Annotated in this window: 25 protein-coding genes; 7 read left to right on the top strand and 18 right to left on the bottom strand. The window is 70.5% G+C overall.

Annotated features, from left to right (window positions below; genetic code table 11):
- Positions 1-17 precede the first annotated feature (17 nt).
- Positions 18-836: a Cof-type HAD-IIB family hydrolase gene (locus ACFWFZ_RS06800; protein WP_387117697.1), complete on the bottom strand. Its 819-nt coding sequence runs from the start codon at positions 834-836 to the stop codon at positions 18-20.
- A 141-nt stretch (positions 837-977) separates the two neighbouring features.
- Here ACFWFZ_RS06800 and fahA point away from each other — a divergent pair, with 141 nt between their 5' ends.
- From fahA to ACFWFZ_RS06785, 3 genes are all read left to right on the top strand, one after another.
- Positions 978-2,201: a fumarylacetoacetase gene (gene fahA, locus ACFWFZ_RS06795; RefSeq protein ID WP_387117694.1), complete on the top strand. Its 1,224-nt coding sequence runs from the start codon at positions 978-980 to the stop codon at positions 2,199-2,201.
- Between the two features lie 147 nt (positions 2,202-2,348).
- Entirely contained in the window at positions 2,349-2,960 is a 612-nt protein-coding gene (locus tag ACFWFZ_RS06790; RefSeq protein WP_387117691.1) for a hypothetical protein, read from the top strand.
- 125 nt (positions 2,961-3,085) lie between these two features.
- A complete protein-coding gene (locus ACFWFZ_RS06785; protein ID WP_387117688.1) occupies positions 3,086-3,700 on the top strand; it encodes a Uma2 family endonuclease in 615 nt (204 codons plus the stop codon).
- Between the two features lie 66 nt (positions 3,701-3,766).
- Here the strand turns inward: ACFWFZ_RS06785 and nuoN are convergent, their stop codons facing one another.
- The 14 genes from nuoN to ACFWFZ_RS06715 all read right to left on the bottom strand — a co-directional run bounded on the left by nuoN (position 3,767) and on the right by ACFWFZ_RS06715 (position 19,589).
- Positions 3,767-5,413, bottom strand: a complete 1,647-nt coding sequence (nuoN, locus tag ACFWFZ_RS06780) for an NADH-quinone oxidoreductase subunit NuoN (protein ID WP_387118372.1) — start codon at positions 5,411-5,413, stop codon at positions 3,767-3,769.
- 5 nt (positions 5,414-5,418) lie between these two features.
- The gene (locus ACFWFZ_RS06775; protein ID WP_387117685.1) at positions 5,419-7,011 is read right to left on the bottom strand and encodes an NADH-quinone oxidoreductase subunit M; all 1,593 of its coding nucleotides are present in this window, start codon (positions 7,009-7,011) and stop codon (positions 5,419-5,421) included.
- Between the two features lies 1 nt (position 7,012).
- The gene (nuoL, locus tag ACFWFZ_RS06770; protein WP_387117682.1) at positions 7,013-8,908 is read right to left on the bottom strand and encodes an NADH-quinone oxidoreductase subunit L; all 1,896 of its coding nucleotides are present in this window, start codon (positions 8,906-8,908) and stop codon (positions 7,013-7,015) included.
- Positions 8,909-8,917: 9 nt separating this feature from the next.
- Positions 8,918-9,217, bottom strand: coding sequence for an NADH-quinone oxidoreductase subunit NuoK (gene nuoK / locus ACFWFZ_RS06765; RefSeq protein ID WP_327415750.1), 300 nt, complete (start codon positions 9,215-9,217; stop codon positions 8,918-8,920).
- On the bottom strand, positions 9,214-10,020 hold the full coding sequence (locus tag ACFWFZ_RS06760; RefSeq protein ID WP_387117679.1) for an NADH-quinone oxidoreductase subunit J: 807 nt from the start codon (positions 10,018-10,020) through the stop codon (positions 9,214-9,216). The genes nuoK and ACFWFZ_RS06760 overlap by 4 nt, the downstream gene beginning before the upstream one ends.
- The gene (gene nuoI, locus ACFWFZ_RS06755) at positions 10,017-10,619 is read right to left on the bottom strand and encodes an NADH-quinone oxidoreductase subunit NuoI (RefSeq protein ID WP_387117676.1); all 603 of its coding nucleotides are present in this window, start codon (positions 10,617-10,619) and stop codon (positions 10,017-10,019) included. The genes ACFWFZ_RS06760 and nuoI overlap by 4 nt, the downstream gene beginning before the upstream one ends.
- 3 nt (positions 10,620-10,622) lie before the next feature.
- Positions 10,623-11,975 (bottom strand): NADH-quinone oxidoreductase subunit NuoH, encoded by a 1,353-nt coding sequence (gene nuoH, locus ACFWFZ_RS06750; protein ID WP_387117673.1) that lies wholly within the window; start codon positions 11,973-11,975, stop codon positions 10,623-10,625.
- Positions 11,972-14,476, bottom strand: a complete 2,505-nt coding sequence (locus ACFWFZ_RS06745) for an NADH-quinone oxidoreductase subunit G (protein ID WP_387117670.1) — start codon at positions 14,474-14,476, stop codon at positions 11,972-11,974. Before ACFWFZ_RS06745 ends, nuoH begins: the two co-directional genes overlap by 4 nt.
- Entirely contained in the window at positions 14,473-15,822 is a 1,350-nt protein-coding gene (nuoF, locus tag ACFWFZ_RS06740) for an NADH-quinone oxidoreductase subunit NuoF (RefSeq protein ID WP_387117667.1), read from the bottom strand. Before nuoF ends, ACFWFZ_RS06745 begins: the two co-directional genes overlap by 4 nt.
- A complete protein-coding gene (gene nuoE, locus ACFWFZ_RS06735) occupies positions 15,822-16,577 on the bottom strand; it encodes an NADH-quinone oxidoreductase subunit NuoE (protein WP_387117664.1) in 756 nt (251 codons plus the stop codon). Before nuoE ends, nuoF begins: the two co-directional genes overlap by 1 nt.
- Positions 16,574-17,914: an NADH-quinone oxidoreductase subunit D gene (locus ACFWFZ_RS06730; protein ID WP_387117661.1), complete on the bottom strand. Its 1,341-nt coding sequence runs from the start codon at positions 17,912-17,914 to the stop codon at positions 16,574-16,576. The genes nuoE and ACFWFZ_RS06730 overlap by 4 nt, the downstream gene beginning before the upstream one ends.
- Complete coding sequence (locus tag ACFWFZ_RS06725; RefSeq protein WP_387118369.1) at positions 17,914-18,597, bottom strand: NADH-quinone oxidoreductase subunit C; 684 nt, start codon at positions 18,595-18,597, stop codon at positions 17,914-17,916. Before ACFWFZ_RS06725 ends, ACFWFZ_RS06730 begins: the two co-directional genes overlap by 1 nt.
- A 62-nt stretch (positions 18,598-18,659) precedes the next feature.
- Positions 18,660-19,214, bottom strand: coding sequence for an NADH-quinone oxidoreductase subunit B family protein (locus ACFWFZ_RS06720; RefSeq protein ID WP_030028258.1), 555 nt, complete (start codon positions 19,212-19,214; stop codon positions 18,660-18,662).
- A gap of 15 nt (positions 19,215-19,229) precedes the next feature.
- On the bottom strand, positions 19,230-19,589 hold the full coding sequence (locus ACFWFZ_RS06715; protein WP_030028256.1) for an NADH-quinone oxidoreductase subunit A: 360 nt from the start codon (positions 19,587-19,589) through the stop codon (positions 19,230-19,232).
- Between the two features lie 780 nt (positions 19,590-20,369).
- Between ACFWFZ_RS06715 and ACFWFZ_RS06710 the strand changes: the two genes are divergently transcribed.
- Positions 20,370-21,200: a C40 family peptidase gene (locus ACFWFZ_RS06710; RefSeq protein WP_387117658.1), complete on the top strand. Its 831-nt coding sequence runs from the start codon at positions 20,370-20,372 to the stop codon at positions 21,198-21,200.
- A 236-nt stretch (positions 21,201-21,436) separates the two neighbouring features.
- Positions 21,437-21,706 (top strand): hypothetical protein, encoded by a 270-nt coding sequence (locus ACFWFZ_RS06705; RefSeq protein ID WP_387117656.1) that lies wholly within the window; start codon positions 21,437-21,439, stop codon positions 21,704-21,706.
- A gap of 50 nt (positions 21,707-21,756) precedes the next feature.
- Here ACFWFZ_RS06705 and ACFWFZ_RS06700 read toward each other — a convergent pair whose 3' ends face one another.
- Positions 21,757-23,040 (bottom strand): geranylgeranyl reductase family protein, encoded by a 1,284-nt coding sequence (locus ACFWFZ_RS06700; RefSeq protein WP_387117653.1) that lies wholly within the window; start codon positions 23,038-23,040, stop codon positions 21,757-21,759.
- 98 nt (positions 23,041-23,138) lie between these two features.
- Here ACFWFZ_RS06700 and ACFWFZ_RS06695 point away from each other — a divergent pair, with 98 nt between their 5' ends.
- Positions 23,139-23,708 carry a GNAT family N-acetyltransferase gene (locus ACFWFZ_RS06695; RefSeq protein ID WP_387117650.1) on the top strand — a complete coding sequence of 190 codons (570 nt, stop codon included), beginning with the start codon at positions 23,139-23,141 and terminating at the stop codon, positions 23,706-23,708.
- Between the two features lie 104 nt (positions 23,709-23,812).
- On the opposite strand, the gene ACFWFZ_RS06690 is transcribed toward ACFWFZ_RS06695, so the two are convergent.
- The gene (locus ACFWFZ_RS06690) at positions 23,813-24,742 is read right to left on the bottom strand and encodes a glutaminase (protein WP_387117647.1); all 930 of its coding nucleotides are present in this window, start codon (positions 24,740-24,742) and stop codon (positions 23,813-23,815) included.
- Positions 24,743-24,747: 5 nt separating this feature from the next.
- The gene (locus ACFWFZ_RS06685) at positions 24,748-25,440 is read right to left on the bottom strand and encodes a demethylmenaquinone methyltransferase (protein WP_387117644.1); all 693 of its coding nucleotides are present in this window, start codon (positions 25,438-25,440) and stop codon (positions 24,748-24,750) included.
- 266 nt (positions 25,441-25,706) lie between these two features.
- Here ACFWFZ_RS06685 and ACFWFZ_RS06680 point away from each other — a divergent pair, with 266 nt between their 5' ends.
- Entirely contained in the window at positions 25,707-26,615 is a 909-nt protein-coding gene (locus tag ACFWFZ_RS06680; protein ID WP_387117641.1) for a DUF3152 domain-containing protein, read from the top strand.
- The last annotated feature ends 13 nt before the right edge of the window (positions 26,616-26,628 follow it).

Here is a 26,628-nt window from a genome sequence, read left to right as displayed (position 1 = left end):
CCCCCGACGGCCCGCGGTCAGCCGAACAGCCGCTCCAGCACCACCGCGATGCCGTCGGCCTCGTTGGACAGGGTCAGCTCGTCGGCCACCGCGACCAGCTCCGGGTGGGAGTTGGCCATGGCCACCCCCCACCCCGCCCACGCGAACATCGGGATGTCGTTCGGCATGTCCCCGAAGGCGATCGTGCGGGTGGCGCAGACGCCCAGGACGTCGGCCGCCCGCGCGAGACCACTGGCCTTGTCGATGCCCGGCGGCTGGAGTTCCACCGTGTGCTCACCCGCCATCGTGACGTTCACCAGGTCCCCGACCACCGACCGCGCCACCCGGGTCAGCTCGTCGTCGTCCAGTTCCGGGTGCTGCAGCAGCACCTTGTTGATCGGGGCCGACCACAGGTCCGACCGCCGGGCCACCCGCACCGTCGGCAGGTGCGGATGCCACATCCGGTAGCCCGGCGCCATCAGCATCTCCGCCTCCAGGCCCTCCTGGTCGACCGCCGCGTAGACCTCGCCGATCTCCGCCTCGATCTTGCCGAGGGCCACCTCCGCCAGCTCCCGGTCCATGGAGACGGAGTGCAGGAGCCGGGCGTGCGCCGCGTCGTACACCTGCGCGCCCTGCGCGCACACCGCGAGCCCCGTGTAACCCAGTCCGTCGAGGACGTGTCGGACCTGGGGAACGGGGCGGCCGGTGACGATGATGTGCCGGGCGCCGGCCGCCCGGGCGGCGTCGAGAGCCGCATGGGAACGGCCTGAAACGGTGTCCCCGGCACGCAGCAGGGTCCCGTCCAGGTCAGTGGCGATCAAGGCAAAGGGGAGGGCCGGAAGAGGCGCGGAAGTCACGGCGCCAAGGATACGGACCCCTTTGGACAAGTCCTACAAATAGAGCGCGAATCCGGCCTCCCACGCGCCCCCTCCTCCACGTAACGTGTCAACCAGCCCCCGGGACACCCCCGGACCGCGTCGAAAGCGAGGCAGTACCCCATGCCCCAGCAGAGCCCCCTCGATGTCCCCGAGGGCGACCCGTTCGGGCCGCACAACCTCCCCTACGGCGTCTTCTCGACCGCCGGCGAGGAACGCCGCCGGATCGGTGTCCGCATCGGCGGGCACGTGCTCGACGCGGGAGCGGCCGCGGTCGCGCTCGGCTCCCCGTACGCCGGGCTGCTCGGCCACTCCAGCCTCAACCCGCTGCTGGCCGCCGGGCGCACCGCCTGGCGCGACGTGCGGCGCGCGCTGACCGCCTGGGTGACCGACCCCGGCCACCGCCCCACCGTCGAGCCGCACCTGCTGCCGCTGGACGAGGTCACCCTGCACCTGCCGTACGAGGTCGCCGACTACGTCGACTTCTACGCGAGCGAGCACCACGCCACCAACGTCGGGCGGATGTTCCGCCCGGACGGCGACGCGCTGACGCCCAACTGGAAGCACCTGCCGATCGGTTACCACGGCCGCTCCGGCACGATCGTGGTCTCCGGCACCGACGTCGTACGGCCCTCCGGGCAGCGCAAGGCGCCCACCGACCCGGCGCCCGTCTTCGGGCCGTCCGTCAAGCTCGACATCGAGGCCGAGGTGGGCTTCGTCGTCGGCGCCCCGTCCGAGCTGGGCCGCCCGGTGCCGCTGGGCGCGTTCGAGGACCACGTCTTCGGGCTGTTCCTGCTCAACGACTGGTCGGCGCGCGACATCCAGGCCTGGGAGTACGTGCCGCTCGGCCCCTTCCTCGGCAAGTCCTTCGCCACCTCCGTCTCCGCCTGGGTGACACCGCTGGAGGCCCTGGACGCCGCCCGTGTGGCCCCGCCCGCCCGCGACTTCCCGCTCCTGCCCTACCTGGACGACGCGGCCGTCGACCGCCCCGGCGGCTTCGACCTGCACATCACCGTCTCCGTCAACGGGCAGGAGGTGGCGCAGCCGCCGTTCGCGACGATGTACTGGACCGCCGCCCAGCAGCTCGCGCACATGACCGTCAACGGCGCCTCCCTGCGCACCGGCGACGTCTTCGGCTCGGGCACCGTCAGCGGGCCCGAGGTCGGCCAGCGCGGCTCGCTGCTGGAGCTGACCTGGAACGGCCGCGACGCCATCGAGCTCGCCGACGGCAAGCGCACCTTCCTGGAGGACGGGGACACCGTCACCCTCACCGCCTGGGCCCCCGGCCCGGACGGCACGCGCGTCGGCCTCGGCGAGGTCGTCGGGCGCATCGTGGGCGCCGCGTAGTCGCCCCCCCGCCCCGCGTCCTCCGGACGGGCCCGGCCCCCGTTCGGAGGCGCGCCGCGTGCGGCGGGCGGGGCGGGCCGGGATGGTGGACGGACGACCGGATGCGGGAACCCGTACCCCGTACCCCCACCGCGAGGAGCCGCCGCCATGACCGTACGCAGCCTCAGGACCGTCGTCGCCTGTGCGGCCGCCGTGACGCTCGCACTGACCGCCGGGGCCCCGGCCCACGGGGTCGAGGGGCCCGCGCCCGACCCGCACGACGCGAAGGCCATGCGGGACATGGCGACGGCGATCGCGGCGACGGCCAAGTACGCGGACGAGCGGGTGGCCATCAGGGACGGGTACGTCCCGAAGGGCGAGGAGTGCATGACGAACCCCTTCGGGGTGGGCGCCATGAACTACCACTACGTCAAGCAGGCCAACTGGGGTTCGAAGGACCCCGCGAGGCCCACGGCGCTCCTCTACAGCCGGGAGAAGGACAAGAACGGCCGCCGCAGGCTGGAGACGGTGGAGTGGATGTCGACCGACCGGGACCAGGACCTGAAGACGGCCGACGACCGGCCGAGCATGTTCGGCCTGCCCTTCGACGGCCCCATGCCGGGCCACTGGGCGGGCATGCCCAAGCACTACGACCTGCACATGTGGGCGTACAAGAAGAACCCGGCCGGCCGCTTCCACAACTGGAACACGGCCCTGACCTGCCCGAAGAAGGCCCCCACCCCGGGCAAGCCGGCGGCCGCCCACGCGCACGGCCATTAGTCGGCGCCGACCCGTGCGGTCAAGTGCCGTGCGCATATGACTCACCCGTGAGGGCGGTCCCTCCGGGAATCCCGGGCGATACGCTGGTCGGACTCGCGAGACTCCGTGGCATGGGAGCACTACCGATGAGCGTCGATCCCGGGACCCCTGAGCAGGAGCCCGCCCCGCACTGGCCCGTCCCGCCCGCGGGCGGGTGGACGGCCGACGACCTTGACCGGCTTCCCAACCTGCCTCCGCACACGGAGCTGATCGACGGGAGCCTGATCTTCGTGAGACCGCAAACCCGTTTCCACATGCGAGCCCTGCGATTCTTCGAATGGCAACTCGAATCACTGGTTCCGGACGGACTCGAAGTGATGAGGAAGTTCACCGTCGACATCGACCGAGGGAACCGGCCCGAGCCGGACATCCTCGTCGTCGACGAGGAACTGGCCCGGGGCACCGAGCAACAGACACGGGTCCCCGCCGCGTCCGTCCGGCTGGCCATCGAGGTCGTCTCTCCTGATTCGATCGACAGGGACCGCGAGACCAAGCCGGCCAAATACGCCCGGGCGGGAATCCCCCACTACTGGCGGGTCGAGAACAAGAACGACCGGGCAGTGGTCTACGTGTTCGAGCTCGAACCGGCCACGCGCGCCTACGTCGCAACGGGCATCTTCCACGACCGGCTGAAGGTGTCCGTGCCCTTCCCCATCGACCTCGACCTCACCACCATCAAGCCGAAGGGGCTACCCGAGTAGCCCCGCACACGGACGAGGGCCCGGCTCCCCGAAGGGGGCCGGGCCCTGTGGCGTGCGGCGGACCGGTCAGCGGACGAAGGTGCTCGCCTGGCCCGCCAGGTCCAGGAAGTACTGCGGCGCCAGGCCCAGGACCAGGGTGACCGCGACGCCCACCGCGATGGTCGTCATCGTCAGCGGCGACGGGACGGCCACCGTCGGGCCGTCGGCCTTCGGCTCGCTGAAGAACATCAGCACGATCACCCGGATGTAGAAGAACGCGGCGATCGCGGACGACAGGACACCGATCACGACCAGCGCCCCCGCGCCGCCCTCCGCCGCCGCGCTGAACACGGCGAACTTGCCCGTGAAGCCCGACGTCAGCGGAATACCTGCGAAGGCGAGCAGGAACACCGCGAACACGGCCGCCGTCAGCGGCGAACGCCGCCCCAGACCGGCCCACTTGGACAGGTGCGTCGCCTCGCCGCCCGCGTCGCGCACCAGCGTGACCACCGCGAACGCGCCGATCGTCACGAAGGAGTAGGCGGCCAGGTAGAAGAGGACGGACTGGACGCCCTGCGCCGACGTGGCGATCACACCGGCCAGGATGAAGCCCGCGTGCGCGACGGAGGAGTACGCCAGGAGCCGCTTGACGTCCGTCTGGGTCACGGCGATCACCGCGCCCGCGAGCATCGTGACGATGGCCACCGCCCACATCACCGGGCGCCAGTCCCAGCGCAGCCCCGGCAGGACCACGTACAGCAGCCGCAGCAGCGCGCCGAACGCGGCCACCTTCGTCGCCGCCGCCATGAAACCGGTGACCGGGGTCGGGGCGCCCTGGTAGACGTCCGGGGTCCACATGTGGAAGGGGACCGCGCCGACCTTGAAGAGCAGGCCCGTCAGGATCAGCGCACCGCCCATGAGCAGCAGCGCGTCGTTGCCCATCGTGCCGGCCAGCGCCGGGTCGATCTTCGTGACCGTGCCGTCGACCACGTCGGCGATCACCGCGTACGACACGGAGCCCGCATAGCCGTAGAGCAGCGCGATGCCGAAGAGGAGGAAGGCGGAGGAGAAGGCGCCCAGCAGGAAGTACTTCACCGCGGCCTCCTGCGACATCAGCCGCTGGCGGCGGGCGACGGCGCAGAGCAGGTACAGCGGGAGGGAGAAGACCTCCAGGGCGACGAACAGCGTCAGCAGGTCGTTGGCCGCCGGGAAGATCAGCATGCCGGCGACTGCGAACAGGGCCAGCGGGAAGACCTCGGTGGTGGTGAAGCCCGCCTTGACGGCGGCCTTCTCGCTGTCGCTGCCCGGTACCGACGCCGCCTGGGCGGCGAAGGAGTCCACCCGGTTGCCGTGCGCGGCCGGGTCCAGGCGCCGCTCGGCGAAGGTGAAGACGGCGACGACCGAGGCCAGCAGGATGGTGCCCTGCAGGAAGAGCGCGGGGCCGTCCACGGCGATGGCGCCCATCGCGGCGACCTGGGCCTTGGACGAGCCGTACCCGCCGGCCGCGAGGCCGACCACCGCGGCGAAGGCCGAGGCCAGCGCTGCGAGGGCGAGGAACACCTGCACGTAGTAGCGGGACCTGCGGGGCACGAAGGCCTCCACAAGGATCCCGACGACGGCCGCGCCCACGACGATCAGCGTGGGAGCGAGCTGCGCGTACTCGATGACCGGCGCCGGGATCCGGTCGGCCGGCGTGTCGGCCGCCAGTGTCCACAGGCTGTGGGCGGAAGTCAGTGTGCTCACTTGGCCTCCTCCCCGTTCTTGGCTTCGACGGCGACCTCGGGCTCCGGGTCCGTCTGCTTCACGTCCGACATGGTGTGCTCCACCGCCGGGTTGACGATGTCGGTGAGGACCTTCGGGTAGACGCCCAGCCCGATCAGCAGCGCGATCAGCGGGGCGACCACCAGCACCTCCCGCAGGCGCAGGTCCGGCATGGTGCGGACCTCCTCCTTCACGGGGCCGGTCATCGTGCGCTGGTAGAGCACGAGGGTGTAGAGCGCCGCCAGCACGATGCCGACGGTGGCGATGATCCCGACGACCGGGTAGCGGGCGAACGTGCCGACCAGGACCAGGAACTCGCTGACGAAGGGCGCGAGGCCCGGCAGCGAGAGGGTGGCGAGGCCGCCGATGAGGAAGGTCCCGGCGAGGACCGGGGCCACCTTCTGCACGCCGCCGTAGTCGGCGATGAGCCGCGAGCCGCGCCGCGAGATCAGGAAGCCCGCCACCAGCATCAGTGCCGCCGTCGACAGGCCGTGGTTGACCATGTAGAGGGTGGCGCCGGACTGGCCCTGGGAGGTCATCGCGAAGATGCCCAGGATGATGAAGCCGAAGTGCGAGATGGAGGCGTAGGCCACCAGCCGCTTGATGTCCCGCTGCCCGACCGCGACCAGCGCGCCGTAGACGATGCTGATCAGGGCCAGTACGAGGATCACCGGCGTGGCCCACTTGCTGGCGTCGGGGAAGAGCCCGAGGCAGAAGCGGAGCATCGCGAAGGTGCCGACCTTGTCGACGACCGCGGTGATCAGTACGGCGACCGGCGCGGTGGACTCGCCCATCGCGTTGGGCAGCCAGGTGTGCAGCGGCCACAGCGGGGCCTTCACCGCGAAGGCGAAGAAGAAGCCGAGGAACAGCAGCCGCTCGGTGTTGGTCGCCATGTCGAGGGTGCCCGCGGCGCGGGCGGCGGTGATCTCCTGGAGCGAGAAGTTCCCGGCGACCACGTACAGGCCGATGACGGCGGCCAGCATGATCAGGCCGCCGACCAGGTTGTAGAGGAGGAACTTGACCGCCGCGTAGCTGCGCTGCGCGGCCGCGTTCTCGTCGCTGCCCGCGTGGGCCCGGTCCCCGAAGCCGCCGATGAGGAAGTACATCGGGATGAGCATGGCTTCGAAGAAGATGTAGAAGAGGAAGACGTCGGTGGCCTCGAAGGAGATGATCACCATCGCCTCGACCATCAGGATCAGGGCGAAGAAGCCCTGGGTCGGCCGCCAGCGCTTGGATTTGGTCTCCAGCGGGTCGGCGTCGTGCCAGCCGGCCGCGATCACGAAGGGGATCAGGAGCGCGGTGAGTCCGATGAGGACCACCCCGATCCCGTCCACGCCCAGTTCGTAGCGGACGCCGAAGTCGGGGATCCAGGCGTGGGATTCGGTGAGCTGATAGCGGTCGCCACCGGGATCGAAGCGGACCGCGACGAGCACGGCCAGGGCCAGTGTCGCCAGCGAGAAGAGCAGCGCGAGCCACTTGGCGGCGGTCCGGCGGGCGGCCGGGACGGCCGCCGTGAGGATCGCGCCGACCGCGGGCACCGCGGCCGTGACCGTCAGAAGCGGGAAGTTCATGTCACACCGCCCTCATCAGCAGGGTCGCGGCGATCAGGATCGCCGTGCCCCCGAACATCGAGACCGCGTAGCTGCGGGCGTAGCCGTTCTGCAGCTTGCGCAGCCGGCCCGAGAGGCCGCCGACCGAGGCGGCCGTCCCGTTGACCACCCCGTCGACCAGGCTGTGGTCGACGTACACCAGGGAGCGGGTCAGGTGCTCCCCGCCGCGCACCAGCACGACGTGGTTGAAGTCGTCCTGGTACAGGTCGCGGCGGGCCGCCCGGGTGAGGACGGAGCCGCGCGGGGCGACGACCGGGACGGGCCGCTTGCCGTACATCGCCCAGGCGATGCCGACGCCGGCGAGGAGCATCACCATGGTGGCGGCGGTGACCGTCATGGCGCTGACCGGCGGGTTGCCGTGGGAGTAGCCGGTGACGGGCTCCAGCCAGGTCAGGAAGCGCTCGCCGATCTCGAAGAAGGCGCCGGCGAAGACCGACCCGAAGGCGAGGATGACCATCGGGATCGTCATGGACTTCGGGGACTCGTGCGGGTGCGGCTCGTGCCCTTCCGCGTCCGGCTGCCAGCGCTTCTCACCGAAGAAGGTGAGGAGCATGACGCGGGTCATGTAGAAGGCGGTGATGCCGGCGCCCAGCAGGGTGACCCCGCCGAGGATCCAGCCCTCGGTGCCGCCCTTCGCGAAGGCCGCCTCGATGATCATGTCCTTGGAGAAGAAGCCGGACAGGCCCGGGAAGCCGATGATCGCCAGGTAGCCGAGGCCGAAGGTGACGAAGGTGACCGGCATGTACTTCCGCAGGCCCCCGTACTTGCGCATGTCGACCTCGTCGTTCATCCCGTGCATCACGGAACCCGCGCCGAGGAAGAGCCCGGCCTTGAAGAAGCCGTGCGTCACCAGGTGCATGATCGCGAAGACGTAGCCGATGGGGCCGAGGCCGGCGGCGAGGATCATGTAGCCGATCTGCGACATCGTCGAGCCGGCCAGCGCCTTCTTGATGTCGTCCTTCGCGCAACCGACGATCGCACCGAAGAGCAGCGTGACCGCGCCCACGACGGTGACGACCAGCTGCGCGTCGGGCGCCGCGTTGAAGATCGCCGCCGAGCGGACGATCAGGTAGACGCCGGCGGTGACCATGGTGGCCGCGTGGATCAGGGCCGAGACCGGGGTCGGGCCCTCCATCGCGTCCCCGAGCCATGACTGCAGCGGGACCTGCGCCGACTTGCCGCATGCGGCCAGCAGCAGCATCAGGCCGATCGCGGTGAGCGTGCCCTCCGAGGCCTCGCCCACCGCGCCGAACACCGGCCCGAAGGCGAAGGTCCCGAACGTGGTGAACATCAGCATGATCGCGATCGACAGGCCCATGTCGCCGACGCGGTTGACCAGGAAGGCCTTCTTCGCGGCGGTGGCCGCGCTGGGCTTGTGCTGCCAGAAGCCGATCAGCAGGTACGAGGCGAGGCCCACGCCCTCCCAGCCGAAGTACAGCAGCAGGTAGTTGTCGGCGAGGACCAGCAGCAGCATGGCCGCGACGAACAGGTTGAGGTAGCCGAAGAAGCGGCGGCGGCGCTCGTCGTGCTCCATGTACCCGATCGAGTACACGTGGATGAGCGTGCCGACGCCCGAGATCAGCAGGACGAACGTCATCGACAGCTGGTCCAGCTGGAACGCCATGTCCGCCTGGAATCCCTCGACGGGGATCCAGGTGTACAGGTTCTGCGTCAGCGTCCGGTCGTCGGCGGCGCGCCCCAGCATGTCCGCGAAGAGGGCGACGCCGATCCCGAAGGAGACGGCCGCGAGCAGGGTGCCGAGCCAGTGGCCGGCCTTGTCGAGGCGCCGGCCGCCGCAGAGCAGCACCACCGCTCCGAGCAGGGGCGCCGCGATCAGCAGCGCAATCAGGTTCTCCACAGCGACCCCTTACAGCTTCATCAGGCTGGCGTCGTCGACCGAGGCCGAGTGGCGGGTACGGAACAGCGACACGATGATCGCCAGGCCGACCACGACCTCCGCGGCGGCGACGACCATCGTGAAGAAGGCGATGATCTGGCCGTCGAGGTTGCCGTGCATCCGGGAGAACGCGACGAAGGCGAGGTTGCAGGCGTTGAGCATCAGCTCGATGCACATGAACAGCACGATCGCGTTCTTGCGGATCAGCACTCCGGTGGCGCCGATGGTGAACAGCAGGGCCGCCAGGTACAGGTAGTTGACCGGATTCACTTCGGGGCCTCCTCACGGCCGAGGCGCTCCGCGGAACGCTGCTCCAGCGCCTTGAGGTCGTCGAGCGCCTCGCCGGAGACGTCGCGGATCTGGCCGCGGGCGCGCAGCGTCTGGCTGACGGTCAGCTCGGACGGGGTTCCGTCCGGCAGCAGGCCGGGGACGTCCACCGCGTTGTGCCGGGCGTAGACGCCGGGCGCGGGCAGCGGCGGGAGCTGCACACCCTCGCGGACGCGGCGCTCGGCCAGCTCGCGCTGGGTCGCGGCCCGTTCGGTGCGCTCGCGGTGGGTGAGCACCATCGCGCCGACGGCCGCGGTGATCAGCAGCGCGCCGGTGAGCTCGAAGGCGAAGACGTACTTGGTGAAGATCAGCTGCGCCAGACCCTCGACGTGCCCGGCGGAGTTGATCCGGCCGAGCCCGTTGAACTGGCTCAGCCCGGCGTGGCCGATGCCGGCGAACAGCAGGATGCCGAAGCCGAGGCCGCACAGGACGGCCATCCAGCGCTGCCCCTTGATGGTCTCCTTCAGGGAGTCGGCGGCGGTGACGCCGACGAGCATGACCACGAAGAGGAAGAGCATCATGATCGCGCCGGTGTAGACGATGACCTGGACGACGCCCAGGAAGTACGCCCCGTTGGCGAGGTAGAAGACGGCCAGGATGATCATCGTCCCGGCGAGGCTGAGTGCGCTGTGCACGGCCCTCTTCATCAGGATCGTGGCCAGCGCGCCGATGACGGCGACCGTGCCGAGGATCCAGAACTGCACGGCCTCGCCGCCGGAGGTGGCGGTCGCGGCGATGGCGCTCATGACCCCACCTCCGCCGCGGTGCCGTCGGCGGCGTCGGCCGGCTCCTCGCCCTTGGAGACCGCGACCTGCCGGACCGTACCCGGGGCGGCCCCCGTCACCAGTCCGCGGTAGTAGTCCTGCTCGTCGGTGCCGGGGAAGACGGAGTGCGGGGCCTCGACCATGCCCTCGCTCAGGCCGGCGAGCAGCTGCTCCTTGGTGTAGATGAGCGACTCGCGGCTGGCGTCGGCCAGTTCGAACTCGTTCGTCATGGTCAGCGCCCGGGTCGGGCACGCCTCGACGCACAGCCCGCACAGGATGCAGCGGGCGTAGTTGATCTGGTAGACCCGGCCGTACCGCTCACCCGGGGAGTAGCGCTCCTCCTCGGTGTTGTCCGCGCCCTCGACGTAGATGGCGTCGGCGGGACAGGCCCATGCGCACAGCTCGCACCCGATGCACTTCTCCAGACCGTCGGGGTGCCGGTTGAGCTGGTGCCGTCCGTGGAAGCGCGGGGCGGTCGTCTTCTGCTGCTCCGGGTACTGCTCGGTGAGGCGCTTCTTGAACATGGCCTTGAAGGTCACGCCGAAGCCGGCCACCGGGTTCTGCCACTTCTCGTCAGACATTTCTCAAGCCTCCTCTCGGTCACTGTCGGGGTTCGCGCCGCCACTGACGATCAGCTCCCGCTCGTTGCGGGGCCGCCTGCGCGGTACGGGTGCCAGGTGCTGGCCGGGCTTGGGCGGTACGGGGAAGCCGCCCGCCAGCGGGTCGAAGGGCTCGGCGTCCTTGGCGGCGTCCGCGGCGGCGGCCTTCTCGCGCCGGTCGCGGAAGACGTCCGCGACGAGGGAGAGCAGCAGGATCGCCACGACGGCGCCGCCGACGTAGAGGGCGATGTCGCCGATCTCGTACGCCTCGTTGCGCAGCGCCCGGACGGTGGCGACCATCATCAGCCAGACCAGGGAGACCGGGATCAGGACCTTCCAGCCGAGCTTCATCAGCTGGTCGTAGCGCACGCGCGGCAGCGTGCCGCGCAGCCAGATGAAGAAGAAGAGGAGCAGCTGCACCTTCAGGACGAACCAGAGCAGCGGCCACCAGCCGTGGTTCGCGCCCTCCCAGAAGGTGCTGATCGGGTACGGGGCCCGCCAGCCGCCCAGGAACAGGGTGACCGAGACCGCCGACACGGTGACCATGTTGACGTACTCGGCGAGCATGAACAGCGCGAACTTGATCGACGAGTACTCGGTGTTGAAGCCGCCGACCAGGTCGCCCTCGGACTCCGGCATGTCGAAGGGGGCGCGGTTCGTCTCGCCGACCATCGTGACGACGTAGATGATGAAGGACACCGGCAGCAGCACGATGAACCAGCGGTCCTGCTGGGCCTCCACGATCGCCGAGGTCGACATCGATCCGGAGTAGAGGAAGACCGAGGCGAAGGCCGCGCCCATCGCGATCTCGTAGGAGATCATCTGCGCGCAGGAGCGCAGGCCGCCGAGGAGCGGGTACGTGGAGCCGGAGGACCAGCCCGCGAGGACGATGCCGTAGATGCCGACCGAGGCCACCGCCAGGATGTAGAGCATCGCGATGGGCAGGTCGGTCAGCTGCATCGAGGTGCGCTGGCCGAAGATGGAGACCTCGTTGCCGGCCGGGCCGAAGGGGATCACCGCGATGGCCATGAAGGCCGGGATCGCCGCGATGATCGGGGCCAGGACGTAGACGACCTTGTCGGCCCGCTTGACGACGATGTCTTCCTTGAGCATCAGCTTCACGCCGTCGGCGAGCGACTGGAGCATGCCCCAGGGGCCGTGCCGGTTGGGGCCGATGCGCAGCTGCATCCAGGCGACGACCTTGCGCTCCCACACGATGGAGAAGAGCACCGTCACCATCAGGAAGGCGAAGCAGAACACCGCCTTGATGACGACGAGCCACCAGACGTCCTGTCCGAAGAGGGACAGGTCCTCGGCAGCGAGTTGAACGGTGTTCACGCGCCCACCTCCGCAGTGGTGTCGCCTGCGCCGGCCGGGATCGCCGGACCGATGCGTACGAGGGTGCCCGGGCGGGCTCCGGCGTCGGCGAGGACGCCGGAGCCGGTGGAGTTCAGCGGGAGCCAGACCACGCGGTCGGGCATCTCGGTGATCCGGAGCGGGAGTTCCACGGAGCCGGCGGGGCCGGTGACGGCGAGGACGTCGCCGTCCTTGACGCCCGCTTCGGCGGCCGTGGCGGCCGACAGCCGGGCGCTCGCATCGTGGCGGGTGCCGGCCAGCGCCTCGTCGCCCTCCTGGAGCCGGCCCTGGTCGAGGAGGAGCCGGTGGCCCGCGAGGATCGCCTCGCCGGCGCCCGCACGGGGCAGCGGCACCGGGTCGGTGGACTGCTCGGCGGCGAGCCCGCCCTCCCAGGGGCCGAGCCGCTCCAGCTCCCGGCGTACGGCGTGCACGTCGGGCAGCCCGATCGGCCGGTCGGCGGCGTCGGCCAGCATGTGCAGGACGCGGGCGTCGGCCGGGGCGAGCCTGCGGGTCATCTGGTCGGGCTTGAGCGCGGCCTCGAACGGCCGGACCCGGCCCTCCCAGTTGATGAACGCACCCGCCTTCTCGGCGACCGCGGCGACCGGCAGGACCACGTCCGCGTGGTCGGTGACCTCGCTGGGCCGCAGCTCCAGGGAGACCACGAAGGCCTCGTCCAGGGCGGTCCGCGCGCGGGCCGGGTCGGGCAGGTCGGTGACCTCGACGCCCGCGACCAGCAGGGCGGACAGCTCCCGGGTGGCGGCCGCCTCGACGATCTGGCCGGTGTCGCGGCCGTAGCGGTGCGGGAGTTCGTCCAGGCCCCAGGCGGTGGCGACCTCGTCGCGGGCCCGCGGGTCGGTCGCCGGTCGGCCGCCGGGCAGCAGGGACGGCAGCGCGCCGGCCTCGACGGCCGCCCGCTCCCCGGCCCGGCGCGGGATCCACACCAGCTTCGCGCCGGTCGCGGCGGCCGCCCGTACGGCGGCGGTCAGCGCGCCGGGCACACCGGCGAGGCGCTCCCCGACGACGATGACGGCGCCGGGCCGGCGCAGCGCCTCGGCGGCTTCGGCGCCGCCCGTCTCCAGGCCGGTCCGCGAGGACAGCGCGTCGAGCCAGTCGGGCTCGGTGCCGGGGGCGGCGGGGAGCAGGGTGCCGCCGGCCTTGTGAAGTCCGCGGGTGGCGAAGGGGGCGAGGGCGAAGGTCCGCTGCTTGAACCTGCGGTGGGCCTTGCGCAGTCGCAGGAAGACGCCGGGGGCCTCCTCCTCGGCCTCGATTCCGGCGAGCAGCACCGTGGGCGCCGCCTCCAGCGAGGTGTAGGTGACGCCGTCGCCGTCGAGGTCCTTGCCGGTGCCGGCGACGGTGGCGGCCAGGAAGTCGGCCTCCTCCGCGCTGTGCACGCGGGCCCGGAAGTCGATGTCGTTGGTGTCGAGGACCACGCGGGCGAACTTGGCGTACGCGTAGGCGTCCTCGACGGTGAGCCGGCCGCCGGTCAGCACACCGGCCCGGCCGCGCGCGGCGGCGAGCCCGTTCGCCGCGGCCTCCAGGGCCTCGGGCCAGCTCGCCGGCTCCAGCACTCCGGCGGCGCTGCGCACCAGCGGGGTGGTCAGCCGGTCCGGGCGCTGCGCGTAGCGGAAGCCGAAGCGGCCCTTGTCGCAGACCCACTCCTCGTTGACCTCGGGGTCCTCCGCGGCGAGGCGCCGCAGCACCTTGCCCCGGCGGTGGTCGGTACGGGTCGCGCAGCCGCCCGCGCAGTGCTCGCACACGCTCGGGGAGGAGACGAGGTCGAAGGGGCGGGAGCGGAACCGGTACGCGGCCGAGGTGAGGGCGCCGACCGGGCAGATCTGGATGGTGTTGCCGGAGAAGTACGACTCGAAGGGGTCGTCCTCGCCGGTGCCGACCTGCTGGAGCGCGCCGCGTTCCAGCAGCTCGATCATCGGGTCGCCGGCGATCTCGTTGGAGAAGCGGGTGCAGCGGGCGCAGAGCACGCACCGCTCCCGGTCCAGCAGGACCTGGGTGGAGATCGGGACGGGCTTCTCGTAGGTGCGCTTCCTGCCCTCGAAGCGGGACTCGGCGTTGCCGTGCGACATGGCCTGGTTCTGCAGCGGGCACTCGCCGCCCTTGTCGCAGACGGGGCAGTCCAGCGGGTGGTTGATGAGCAGCAGCTCCATCACCCCGCGCTGGGCCTTGTCGGCGACCTCGGAGGTCAGCTGGGTCTTGACGACCATGCCGTCGGTGCAGGTGATGGTGCAGGAGGCCATCGGCTTGCGCTGGCCCTCGACCTCGACGATGCACTGGCGGCAGGCGCCGGCCGGCGAGAGCAGGGGGTGGTCGCAGAACCGGGGGATCTCGATGCCGAGCTGTTCGGCGGCCCGGATGACGAGGGTGCCCTTGGGCACTGACAGTTCGACCCCGTCGATGGTCAGCGAGACGGTGTTCTCGGGTGGAACCGCCGCTCCGCCCCCGGAGGCCGCTGGAGTGGTGACGGTCATGCGTTCACCTCCGTGTCGGCCCAGAGGGTCGACTTCCTGGGGTCGAAGGGGCAGCCCTTGCCCGTGATGTGCTGCTCGTACTCCTCGCGGAAGTACTTGAGCGAGGAGAAGATCGGGCTGGCCGCGCCGTCGCCGAGGGCGCAGAAGGACTTGCCGTTGATGTTGTCGGCGATGTCGTTCAGCTTGTCGAGGTCGGACATGACGCCCTTGCCGGCCTCGATGTCGCGGAGCAGCTGGACCAGCCAGTAGGTGCCTTCGCGGCAGGGCGTGCACTTGCCGCAGGACTCGTGCGCGTAGAACTCGGTCCACCGGGTGACGGCCCGCACCACACAGGTGGTCTCGTCGAAGCACTGCAGGGCCTTGGTGCCGAGCATCGAGCCGGCGGCGCCGACACCCTCGTAGTCCAGGGGGACGTCGAGGTGCTCGTCGGTGAACATCGGGGTGGAGGAGCCGCCCGGGGTCCAGAACTTCAGCCGGTGCCCGGGCCGCATGCCGCCGCTCATGTCGAGGAGCTGGCGCAGGGTGATGCCGAGGGGGGCCTCGTACTGGCCGGGTCCGGCGACATGCCCGGAGAGCGAGTACAGCGTGAAGCCGGGGGACTTCTCGGTCCCCATCGCCTTGAACCAGTCCTTGCCCTTGTTCAGGATCGCGGGAACCGAGGCGATGGACTCGACGTTGTTGACGACAGTGGGGCACGCGTAGAGCCCCTCGACGGCAGGGAAGGGGGGACGCAGCCGGGGCTGGCCGCGCCGGCCTTCCAGGGAGTCGAGCAGCGCCGTCTCCTCGCCGCAGATGTACGCGCCTGCGCCCGCGTGCACCGTGATGTCGAGGTCGAGGCCGCTGCCGAGGATGTCTTTGCCGAGGTATCCGGCTTCGTACGCCTCGCGCACCGCCTCGTGCAGGCGTCGCAGGACCGGTACGACCTCGCCGCGCAGGTAGATGAAGGCGTGCTGCGAGCGGATCGCGTAGCAGGCGATGATCATTCCCTCGATGAGGGAGTGCGGGTTGGCGAAGAGGAGGGGGATGTCCTTGCAGGTTCCCGGTTCCGACTCGTCGGCGTTCACGACGAGGTAGTGCGGCTTTCCGTCGCCCTGCGGGATGAACTGCCACTTCATGCCGGTGGGGAAGCCCGCGCCGCCGCGTCCGCGCAGACCGGAGTCCTTGACGTAGGCGATGAGGTCGTCGGGGGTCATCGCGAGGGCCTTGCGCAGGCCTTCGTAGCCCTCGTGGCGCCGGTAGGTCTCCAGCGTCCAGGACCGGGGCTCGTCCCAGAAGGCCGACAGGACGGGGGCCAGCAGCTTCTCCGGGCTGGTGCCGTTCTTGCTCAGTTCGGTAGACACGCTCATCACTCCCCTCCCTCGGTACGGCTCTCGCCGCGCGGATGGACGATCGGGGTGTGCGGGGATTCGCCGCGGGCGATGCGCAGACCGATCAGGGAGGCGGGGCCGGCTCCGCCGGTGGCCTCGACCGCGCCCGCGCGCTCGTCGGGGAAACCGGCCAGGATCCGGGCGGTCTCCTTGTACGTGCACAGCGGCGCGCCCCGGGTCGGGGCGACCTCGCGGCCGGCCAGCAGGTCGTCGACCAGGGCCTTGGCGGACTCGGGGGTCTGGTTGTCGAAGAACTCCCAGTTGACCATCACCACGGGGGCGTAGTCGCAGGCCGCGTTGCACTCGATGTGCTCCAGCGTGACCTTGCCGTCGGGGGTGGTCTCGTTGTTGCCGACCCCGAGGTGCTCCTTGAGCTCCTCGAAGATGGCGTCGCCGCCCATGACCGCGCACAGGGTGTTGGTGCAGACACCGACCTGGTAGTCGCCGGAGGGACGCCGCCGGTACATGGTGTAGAAGGTGGCGACGGCGGTGACCTCGGCCGTGGTCAGACCGAGCATCTCGGCGCAGAAGCGGACGCCGGTCTTGGAGACGTAGCCCTCGTGCGACTGGCACAGGTGCAGCAGCGGGAGCAGTGCGGAGCGGCTGTCGGGGTAGCGGGCGATGACTTCCTTCGCGTCCGCTTCGAGGCGTGTCCGTACCTCCGCCGGGAAGTCGGGGGCGGGCAGCTGGGGCATGCCCAGCGGGACCCCTCGGTTCTGAGGACTGGTGGTCATCGGTCGACGCCTCCCATCACGGGGTCGATGGAGGCGACGGCGACGATGACGTCGGCGACCTGGCCGCCCTCGCACATCGCGGCCATGGCCTGCAGGTTGGTGAAGGACGGATCACGGAAGTGGACCCGGTAGGGGCGGGTTCCGCCGTCGGAGACGACGTGGACGCCGAGCTCGCCCTTGGGCGACTCGACGGCCGCGTACGCCTGCCCGGCCGGCACCCGGAAGCCCTCGGTCACCAGCTTGAAGTGGTGGATGAGGGCCTCCATGGAGGTGCCCATGATGTTCCTGATGTGATCGAGCGAGTTGCCGAGGCCGTCGGGGCCCATGGCCAGCTGCGCCGGCCAGGCGATCTTCTTGTCGGCGACCATCACCGGCCCGGGCTCCAGCCGCTCCAGGCACTGCTCGACGATCCGCAGCGACTGGCGCATCTCCTCCAGGCGGATCAGGAACCGCCCGTAGGAGTCGCAGGTCTCGGTGGTCGGCACGTCGAACTCGTAGGTCTCGTATCCGCAGTACGGGTCCGACTTGCGCAGGTCGTGCGGCAGGCCGGCGGAGCGCAGGATCGGGCCGGTGGCGCCGAGCGCCATGCAGCCGGAGAGGTCGAGGTAGCCGACGTCCTGCATGCGGGCCTTGAAGATCGGGTTGCCGGTGGCGAGCTTGTCGTACTCCGGCAGGTTCTTCTTCATGGTCTTGACGAACTCGCGCAGCTGGTCGACGGCGCCCGGGGGCAGGTCCTGCGCGAGGCCGCCGGGGCGGATGAACGCGTGGTTCATGCGCAGTCCGGTGATCAGCTCGAAGATGTCGAGGATCAGCTCCCGGTCGCGGAAGCCGTAGATCATGATCGTGGTCGCGCCCAGCTCCATGCCGCCGGTGGCGATGCACACCAGGTGGGAGGAGAGCCGGTTGAGCTCCATCAGCAGGACGCGGACGACGGTGGCGCGGTCCGGGACCTGGTCGGTGATGCCGAGGAGCTTCTCGACACCGAGGCAGTACGCCGTCTCGTTGAAGAACGGCGTCAGGTAGTCCATGCGCGTGACGAAGGTGGTGCCCTGCGTCCAGTTGCGGAATTCGAGGTTCTTCTCGATTCCGGTGTGGAGGTAGCCGATGCCGCACCGGGCCTCGGTGACCGTCTCGCCGTCGATCTCCAGGATCAGCCGGAGCACACCGTGGGTGGACGGGTGCTGCGGACCCATGTTGACGACGATCCGCTCGTCGTCGGCCTTGGCCGCCGACCGGACGATCTCGTCCCAGTCGCCGCCGGTGACGGTGTAGACGGTGCCCTCGGTCGTCTCGCGAGCGGAGGCGTGGTTTTCTGCGTCGTTCGAGATGGGGGACATCAGCTGTACGACCTCCGCTGGTCGGGAGCCGGGATCTGGGCGCCCTTGTACTCGACGGGGATGCCGCCGAGCGGGTAGTCCTTGCGCTGCGGGAAGCCCTGCCAGTCGTCCGGCATCATGATCCGGGTGAGGGCCGGGTGCCCGTCGAAGACCAGGCCGAAGAAGTCGTATGCCTCGCGCTCGTGCCAGTCGTTGGTCGGGTAGACGCAGACGAGCGAGGGGACGTGCGGGTCGGCGTCCGGGGCGGACACCTCCAGCCGTACGATCCGGCCGTGGGTGAGCGAGCGCAGGTGGTAGACGGCGTGCAGCTCGCGGCCCTTGTCCCCGGGGAAGTGGACTGCGCTGACGCCGGTGCACAGCTCGAAGCGCAGGGCGGGGTCGTCACGCAGGGTGCGCGCGACCCGTACGAGGTGCTCGCGGGCGATGTGGAAGGTGAGCTCGCCCCGGTCGACGACCGTCTTCTCGATGGCGTTCTCCGGGAGCAGGTCCTGCTCCTCCAGGGCGCCTTCGAGCTCGTCGGCCACCTCGTCGAAGTAGGAGCCGTACGGGCGGGAGGTCGCGCCGGGCAGGGCCACGGTGCGGACGAGGCCGCCGTAGCCGCTGGTGTCGCCGCCGTTCGCCGCGCCGAACATGCCCTTGCGGACGCCGATGACCTCGGGGCCCTGGGCGCGCGGCGCGGGCAGGCCGCTGCCGTCGGAGCCGGGGGCGTCGCTGCCGTCGCCGTTGCGCGGCTCTTGGGTCTCGCTCACCGGAGCAGCCCCTTCATCTCGATGGTGGGGAGCGCCTTGAGGGCCGCCGCCTCCGCCTCGCGGGCCGCTTCCTCCCGGTTCACGCCGAGCTTTCCGCCCTGGATCTTCTGGTGGAGCTTGAGGATCGCGTCCATCAGCATCTCGGGGCGGGGCGGGCAGCCGGGGAGGTAGATGTCCACCGGGACGATGTGGTCGACGCCCTGGACGATCGCGTAGTTGTTGAACATTCCGCCTGAAGATGCACAAACCCCCATGGAGATGACCCATTTGGGAGCGGGCATCTGGTCGTACACCTGGCGCAGCACCGGCGCCATCTTCTGGCTGACCCGCCCGGCCACGATCATCAGGTCGGCCTGGCGCGGGGAGCCGCGGAAGACCTCCATGCCGAAGCGGGCCAGGTCGTACCGGCCCGCTCCGGTCGTCATCATCTCGATGGCGCAGCAGGCGAGGCCGAAGGTCGCCGGGAAGACGGACGACTTGCGCACCCACCCCGCGGCCTGTTCGACGGTGGTCAGCAGAAAGCCGCTCGGCAGCTTCTCTTCCAGTCCCATGGGAAATTCAGCCCCTCAGTCCCATTCCAGGCCGCCGCGCCGCCATACGTAGGCGTAGGCGACGAAGACGGTGAGCACGAAGAGCAGCATCTCGACGAGCCCGAAGATCCCCAGGGAGTCGAAGGTGACGGCCCAGGGGTAGAGGAAGACAACCTCGATGTCGAAGACGATGAAGAGCATCGCCGTCAGGTAGTACTTGATGGGGAAGCGGCCGCCGCCGGCCGGCGTCGGCGTCGGCTCGATGCCGCACTCGTAGGCTTCGAGCTTCGCCCGGTTGTACCTTTTTGGACCGATCAGCGTGGCCATGACCACGGAGAAGATCGCAAACCCTGCGCCGAGGGCGCCGAGCACGAGGATGGGCGCGTACGCATTCACGCTCCTCGCTCCTTCCAGTCGTCCTTGACCGTTGGACCGCCGCCGGCGCCGCGTGCCCCGCCTCGCGAAAGATCACGCTCTTGATCAAGCGCTGCATGTGAGGCAGTTCACAAGCCGGACTGGTGCGCATCTTATGCCTGCTCGTCTGTGATCTGCGACACGGGTAACAACACCGAGTTTGTGATCTCCACCACCTGACGAACGATCATGAAGTCCGATGAGTGGTGATCTTCATACGCGAAGCAGCCGCATGATCACCAAAGGTGACATTCGAGCCCGTTCCTGCAGGTGGAAGGCGCATCGCTCTATCAAACGATGGCAGGTGCAGGCAAATTGGCCTGGGAGCGCCCCTGGTGGTATGGGAATCCGCGTCCCCCGGTCGGGGGAGACCGCGCGTACGGAGGTGGACGCGGGGCAGGCGAGGGTGCGGCGGGCCGCCGAGTACGTGCATCCGTTCACGAGCCGCCCCGGCCGCTTCACAGGAAGGTCACGGCCCGGCCACAGGGTCCACATGGCGTGATCCCTCTGTGACCTGCGCCACTATGAATCAGGCGTTCCGAAAGCGGGCTTGGCCATCTGTGCGGAGGGATGGTAGTCCGCGGATCAATTCGGACTAAATTCTGAAACCCCATGATCACAGCCTTGTGAAGGCGTGTCCGTTTCGCCCGTTACGGCGTCAATAAGAGTTGAGACGCGCCCGGTTCGCGTGCTTCGCGCGCAACTGTGGCGCACCCCACGTTTCTTGAAGGGAACCCTGACGCCCTGATAGCGGTTGTTCTCATGTCCCACACCGCTCACATACCCAGCCACCGGAAGCCCCGCCGCAGCGCCTCGAAGCTCGCGGTCCGCGCCGGAGTTGCCGGTGGCGTCCTCAGCACCCTGGCCATGGCCGGCACCGCGAGCGCGTCCCCGTCCGAGCCCGTGGCCGAGACGACGCTCGAAATGCCGGTCCTGAACCTGGACCTGGCGGCCGAGGTCTCCTCCGCCGTCACCACGGCCGCCGAGAACACCCGTCTGGCCGCCGTGGAAGGCGAACTGACCGCCCAGGAGGAGAGCGCCCGCACCGGCGCCGCCGCCGAGGCGAAGCAGGCCAAGGAAACGGCCCAGAAGGCCGCCGAGAAGAAGGCGAAGGAGGAGGCGGACCGCAAGGCCGAGGCCGAGCGCGCCACCCGCGACTCCGAGCGCACCTCCCTCAAGACCGCCTCGGCCCCCGCGAAGGCCCCCCAGGGCACCGGCACCGTGTCGGCCCCGGCGACCGGCTCCGCCGCCGCCATCGTCAACTTCGCCCGCGCGCAGGTCGGCAAGGCCTACGTCATGGGTGGCACCGGCCCGTCCTCCTTCGACTGCTCCGGCCTCGTCCAGGCCGCCTACCGCCAGGCCGGCATCTCCCTGCCGCGCATGTCCCAGGCGCAGTCCTCGGCCGGCACGTCGGTCTCCCTGAACGCCCTTCAGCCGGGCGACATCCTGTACTGGGGCTCCAAGGGCAGCGCGTACCACGTCGCCATCTACGTGGGCGGCGGCAAGTTCGTCGGTGCGCAGAACCCCAGCACGGGCATCGTCGAGCGCAACCTGAGCTACGACAAGCCGACGGGCGCCGTCCGCGTCCTCTGAGCCCGCCCCCGAGCCCCGCTCGGGCCACGGCACCCGCACACGGCCGCAGGGCCGGTACTCCCCCGCTCGGGGGTGGAGTACCGGCCCTACGGCCGTTGCCCGTTGTGCGCCTCGTCGACGGCAGGCGTCCAGTCCTTCGGGCGGGCAGTCGGTCGGGCGGGCGGCGCCGGGACTGCCGGGTCCTGCGAAAATGGCGGCGCAAGCCCCGAGCGTCAGACCCTGGAGGTGGTGGTCCCGTGGGCACACAGCCGTACGAGCACCACGAGGCCGGCGACCCGACCGCGGTCCGGGCCGCCCTCGGGCTCGGGCTCCTCGCCGTCGGGGGCTGGCTGCTGAACACCGCACGCCCCTGGCAGAAGCCGGGGCACACCCTTCTGCTGGCCGCCGGCTGGACCGTGTCGGGCGCGCTGCTGGTGTGCGGCCTGGTCCTGCTCGCCCGGTGCGTGCGCACCGTGCACGGATCCCCCGACCCTGAGGGCCGGGGGATCCGGGACCGCCGTCCGTAGCCGGCCGTCGGGACGTCGTCAGGTCTTGGTCAGGCCGTCGTCAGGCCTCGTCAGGCCTTCGGAGCCACCTTCGAGAGGCCGTTGATGATCCGGTCCATGGCGTCGCCGCCCGCCGGGTCGGTCAGGTTGGCCAGCATCTTCAGGGTGAACTTCATCAGCAGCGGGTGGGTCAGCCCGCGCTGGGTGGCGACCTTCATGACCTTCGGGTTGCCGATCAGCTTCACGAAGGCGCGGCCCAGCGTGTAGTAGCCGCCGTAGGTCTCCTTGAGCACCTTCGGGTAGTTGTGCAGCGCCAGCTCGCGCTGCGCCGGGGTGGACCGGGCCTGCGCCTGCACGATGACGTCCGCCGCGATCTGGCCGGACTCCATGGCGTAGGCGATGCCCTCGCCGTTGAACGGGTTGACGAGGCCGCCCGCGTCACCGACCAGCAGCAGGCCCTTGGTGTAGTGCGGCTGCCGGTTGAAGGCCATCGGCAGGGCCGCGCCGCGGATCGGCTGCGTCATGTTCTCCGGGGTGTAGCCCCAGTCCTCCGGCATCGAGGCGCACCAGGCTTTGAGGACCTCGCGCCAGTCCAGCTCCTTGAAGGCGGAGGAGGAGTTGAGGATGCCGAGGCCGACGTTGGAGGTGCCGTCGCCCATGCCGAAGATCCAGCCGTAGCCGGGCAGCAGCCGGTCCTGCGGGCCGCGCCGGTCCCACAGCTCCAGCCAGGACTCCAGGTAGTCGTCGTCGTGCCGCGGCGAGGTGAAGTACGTGCGCACCGCGACGCCCATCGGGCGGTCCTCGCGCCGGTGCAGGCCCATCGCCAGGGACAGCCGGGAGGAGTTGCCGTCGGCGGCGACGACCAGCGGGGCGTGGAAGGTGACCGGGGTCTTCTCCTCGCCCAGCTTCGCCTGCACGCCCGTGATGCGGCCGGTGCGGGCGTCGCGGACGGGCTCGCCGACGTTGCAGCGCTCGTACAGCCGGGCGCCGGCCTTCTGCGCCTGGCGGGCGAGGATCTCGTCGAAGTCGTCGCGCTTGCGGACGAGTCCGTAGTCCGGGTAGGAGGCGAGTTCCGGCCAGTCCAGCTGGAGCCGCTGCCCGCCTCCGATGATCCGCAGGCCCTTGTTGCGGAGCCAGCCGGCCTCTTCGGAGATGTCGACGCCCATCGCCACCAGCTGCTTGGTGGCGCGCGGGGTCAGTCCGTCGCCGCAGACCTTCTCGCGCGGGAACGCCGTCTTCTCCAGGAGCAGGACGTCCAATCCGGCCTTGGCGAGGTAGTAGGCGGTGGTCGAGCCGGCGGGCCCGGCCCCGACGACGATCACGTCCGCGGAGTGTTCGGAGAGGAGCTCGGTCACTGCGGGGTCTCCCGAAGGCTCGATAAAGGGTGCCCAATGGCACCGGACATGTGCAGTCTATGCAGCGAGAGAGATCGCGATCAGAAGGGCCACCCACGTTGACAAGCTCGCCGACCTCGCAGACCTCCCCGGCCTCCCCGCCCCGGCAGCCGCTCCCCGCGGTGCGGCTCCGCGTGCCCACCGACGAGGACGCCCACGCCTGGCACGAGGTCTTCGCCGATCCCGACGTCATGGAGTTCCTCGGCGGTCCCGCGGAGCTGTCCGCGTACGAGGAGTTCACCGCGCGCCAGCGCATGCACGATGCACAGCTCGGCTACTGCCTGTGGACGCTGCTGGACGAGGACGGCGCGGTGGTCGGCTTCACCGGCGCCCAGCCGTGGCCGGCGGACAAGGCGTGGGGCCCGGTCGGGGAGGTCGAGATCGGCTGGCGGCTGGGCCGGGAGCACTGGGGCAGGGGCTATGCCACGGCCGCCGCGGAGGCGACCGTGGCACGCGTCCGGGCGGCCGGCCTGGACCGGGTGTGCGCGATGATCGACGCCCGCAACGCCCGTTCCGTGGCGGTGGCGGAGCGGCTGGGCATGACCCTGGCCGAGGAGTTCACCACGCCGGGCGGGAATCCCGCGCGCCGCTACGTACTGGACCTGCGGGACCTGCCGCGGCCCCGTTGACCGTCCCGGCCGAGGCACGCGGCACCGCGATGCCGGCGGCTGCGTGCCGTGCCGGCATCGCGGTCGCCGGGACCACGGGGATCAGAAGGCCCAGGCCGCGGGGATCAGAAGACGGACAGGCCCGTCAGGGTCGTGAAGCGGTCCAGCGCCGCGACACCCGCCACCGAGTTGCCCCGGGCGTCCAGCCCCGGGCTCCACACGGCGAGTGTGCACCGCCCCGGGACGACGGCGACGATCCCGCCGCCCACCCCGCTCTTGCCGGGCAGCCCCACCCGGTAGGCGAACTCGCCCGCCGCGTCGTACGTCCCGCAGGTCATCATCACGGCGTTGACCTGCTTGGCCTCGCTGCGCGTCAGCAGCCGCGAGCCGTCCGCGCGCAGCCCGTGCCGGGCCAGGAAGCGCCCGGCACGCGCCAGGTCGGCGCAGGTCATCTCGATGGAGCACTGCCAGAAGTAGTGCTCCAGCAGCGCGGGCACCGGATTGTCGATGTTCCCGTACGAGGCCATGAAGTGGGCGACGGCGGCGTTGCGGTCCCCGTGCTCCTGCTCGGAGGCGGCGACCTCGGCGTCGAAGGCTATGTCGGGGTTCTGGCTCTCCTGCCGCAGGAACTCCAGCACTTCGCTGCTCGCGTCGCCCGTCAGGGTCTGGAGCCGGTCGGTGACCACGAGGGCGCCCGCATTGATGAACGGATTGCGTGGAATGCCGTTTTCGTACTCCAGCTGTACGAGCGAGTTGAACGGGTTGCCCGAGGGCTCCCGGCCGACCCGCTCCCACAGGCTGTCGCCGCCCCCGGCCAACGCCAGGGCCAGCGCGAACACCTTGGTGATCGACTGGGCGGAGAAGGGCACCTGCCAGTCCCCCACCCCGAAGACGTTGCCGTCGAGATCGGCGACGGCCATCCCGAACTGTCTTCTGTCCACGGCCGCGAGCGCCGGGATGTACTCGGCGGGCGTGCCGCTGCCCAGCAGCGGGGCGACGTCGGCGGCGATCCGCTCCAGCAGGGGGCCGTAATCCGTGGGCACAGCGTCGGACACGGCGGTCAGCCCTTGGTTCCTCTGTGCAGCGCGACGATGCCGCCGCTGAGGTTGCGCCAGGCGACCTTGGACCAGCCGGCCTTCTGCAGCAGGGCGGCCAGCGCCGGCTGGTCGGGCCATTCGCGGATGGACTCGGCGAGGTACACGTACGCGTCGGGGTTGGACGACACCGCGCGGGCGACGGGCGGCAGCGCGCGCATCAGGTACTCGGTGTAGACGGTCCGGAAGGGCGCCCAGGTGGGCTGCGAGAACTCGCAGATCACGACCTGGCCGCCGGGCTTGGTCACCCGGTACAGCTCGCGCAGGGCGGCGTCGGTGTCCTGGACGTTGCGCAGGCCGAAGGAGATCGTCACGGTGTCGAAGACGTCGTCCTTGAACGGCAGCTTCGTCGCGTCCCCGGCGGTCAGCGGAAGCCAGGAGTTCCGCTTCTTGCCCTCCATGAGCATGCCGAGCGAGAAGTCGCACGGGACGACGTACGCGCCGGTCGCGGCGAAGGGCAGCGAGGAGGTCGCCGTACCGGCGGCCAGGTCGAGGATCTTCTGCCCGGGGCGCGCGCCGACCGCCTTGGCGACCTCCTTGCGCCACACCCTGTCCTGCCCGAGGGAGAGGACGTCGTTGGTCAGGTCGTAGTTCGCCGCGACCCTGTCGAACATGGAGGCGACTTCGTGCGGCTGCTTGTCCAGGGAGGCCCTTGTCACTGGCGTTCGCCCCTCGTGTTGCGATGCGGATCGGCGGGTACGGTCCCATCCTCTCAGGCCGGGCCGACCCGGAGGGCGCGGGCTCCGCCGTACCGTGCCGTGCAGGTTGCGTACCCGACCGTAGAACTGTTCCGAAGGACAGTTACGCTTCGACGCCGCATGCGCGTTGACTGCCAGGGTGCGGCCCGGTGAGGGTCACCCACCGGATCAGGACCGCAAACCGTGGGCGGGTCCGGCAGTGGCCGCCGCGAACAGGAAGCTTCACGATGCCGGCAGGCCATTCCACCGGTCGTTCCCGCCGTGACGGCCCGCGCGCCAGGCGCCGGGCCGAACGGCGCAGGCGGCTGCGGCGCACGATCCTCCTCGGTTCGGCGGCGCTGGTCGCCGTCTCGGCGACCGCCTACGCGCTGCTGCCCGAGGACGACACGACCACGACCGCCGAGGGCCGCACCGCCGCCCGGCCGGACGCACCGGACGGGGAGGGCACCGACGCCGCGGGCAATCCGCTCCCGCAGGGCGGCGCGAAGTCCCCCGAGGCCGCGCCGTCCCCCGCCGCCCCCTCGCAGCAGCCCGCGGGCTCGCCCTCGGCGTCCACCGGCGCCACCGCGACGCCGGGCAAGCCCGGCACCTTCTCCGGGTCGTCCGCTTCCGGCAGCGCGCAGGGCAAGGGGACGACACGGCGCTGGCGGCTGGAGGTCGAGGAGGGCAGCGGGGTCGACCCGGAGGCGGCCGCCCGCTCCGTCGAGGCGATCCTCGGGGACCCCCGCGGCTGGACCAGGGACCCGCAGTACGGCTTCCAGCTCGTGGGAGCGGGCCAGCCGGTGGACTTCACCGTCAAGATCGCCACCCCCAAGACCGCCGACGTCCTGTGCGACGTGGTCACCCCGGAGCTCATCGGCGAGACCAACTGCCGGGTCGGCCACACCGTGGTGGTGAACCTCAAGCGCTGGAAGGAGGGTTCGCCGCAGTTCAGCGGTTCCGTGGAGGAGTACCGGGCGCTGATCGTCAACCACGAGGTCGGGCACGAGATCGGCCGCGGCCACGAGGGCTGCCCGGGCCCCGGAAAGCCCGCGCCGGCGATGATGCAGCAGATCAAGGGCCTGAGCGGATGCAAGTCCAATGCCTGGCCGTTCGACGCGAACGGAACCTATCTGTCGGGTCCGTCCGTCCTCTAGGGAAAGGACGGCC

The organism is Streptomyces sp. NPDC060232 (assembly GCF_042726555.1).
Taxonomy (GTDB): domain Bacteria; phylum Actinomycetota; class Actinomycetes; order Streptomycetales; family Streptomycetaceae; genus Streptomyces.
Note: the sequence above shows the minus strand (reverse complement) of the source record. Positions and strands in the feature narration are given on the sequence as shown.

Coding starts and splice junctions, on each gene's coding strand:
- ACFWFZ_RS06710 (WP_387117658.1), top strand. CDS start 20,370: ATGTCCCACACCGCTCACATACCCAGCCACCGGAAGCCCCGCCGCAGC.
- ACFWFZ_RS06730 (WP_387117661.1), bottom strand. CDS start 17,914: ATGTCCCCCATCTCGAACGACGCAGAAAACCACGCCTCCGCTCGCGAG.
- ACFWFZ_RS06720 (WP_030028258.1), bottom strand. CDS start 19,214: ATGGGACTGGAAGAGAAGCTGCCGAGCGGCTTTCTGCTGACCACCGTC.
- ACFWFZ_RS06745 (WP_387117670.1), bottom strand. CDS start 14,476: ATGACCGTCACCACTCCAGCGGCCTCCGGGGGCGGAGCGGCGGTTCCA.
- ACFWFZ_RS06680 (WP_387117641.1), top strand. CDS start 25,707: ATGCCGGCAGGCCATTCCACCGGTCGTTCCCGCCGTGACGGCCCGCGC.
- ACFWFZ_RS06775 (WP_387117685.1), bottom strand. CDS start 7,011: ATGAACTTCCCGCTTCTGACGGTCACGGCCGCGGTGCCCGCGGTCGGC.
- ACFWFZ_RS06760 (WP_387117679.1), bottom strand. CDS start 10,020: ATGAGCGCCATCGCCGCGACCGCCACCTCCGGCGGCGAGGCCGTGCAG.
- nuoI (WP_387117676.1), bottom strand. CDS start 10,619: ATGTCTGACGAGAAGTGGCAGAACCCGGTGGCCGGCTTCGGCGTGACC.
- ACFWFZ_RS06790 (WP_387117691.1), top strand. CDS start 2,349: ATGACCGTACGCAGCCTCAGGACCGTCGTCGCCTGTGCGGCCGCCGTG.
- fahA (WP_387117694.1), top strand. CDS start 978: ATGCCCCAGCAGAGCCCCCTCGATGTCCCCGAGGGCGACCCGTTCGGG.
- nuoE (WP_387117664.1), bottom strand. CDS start 16,577: ATGACCACCAGTCCTCAGAACCGAGGGGTCCCGCTGGGCATGCCCCAG.
- nuoF (WP_387117667.1), bottom strand. CDS start 15,822: ATGAGCGTGTCTACCGAACTGAGCAAGAACGGCACCAGCCCGGAGAAG.
- ACFWFZ_RS06785 (WP_387117688.1), top strand. CDS start 3,086: ATGAGCGTCGATCCCGGGACCCCTGAGCAGGAGCCCGCCCCGCACTGG.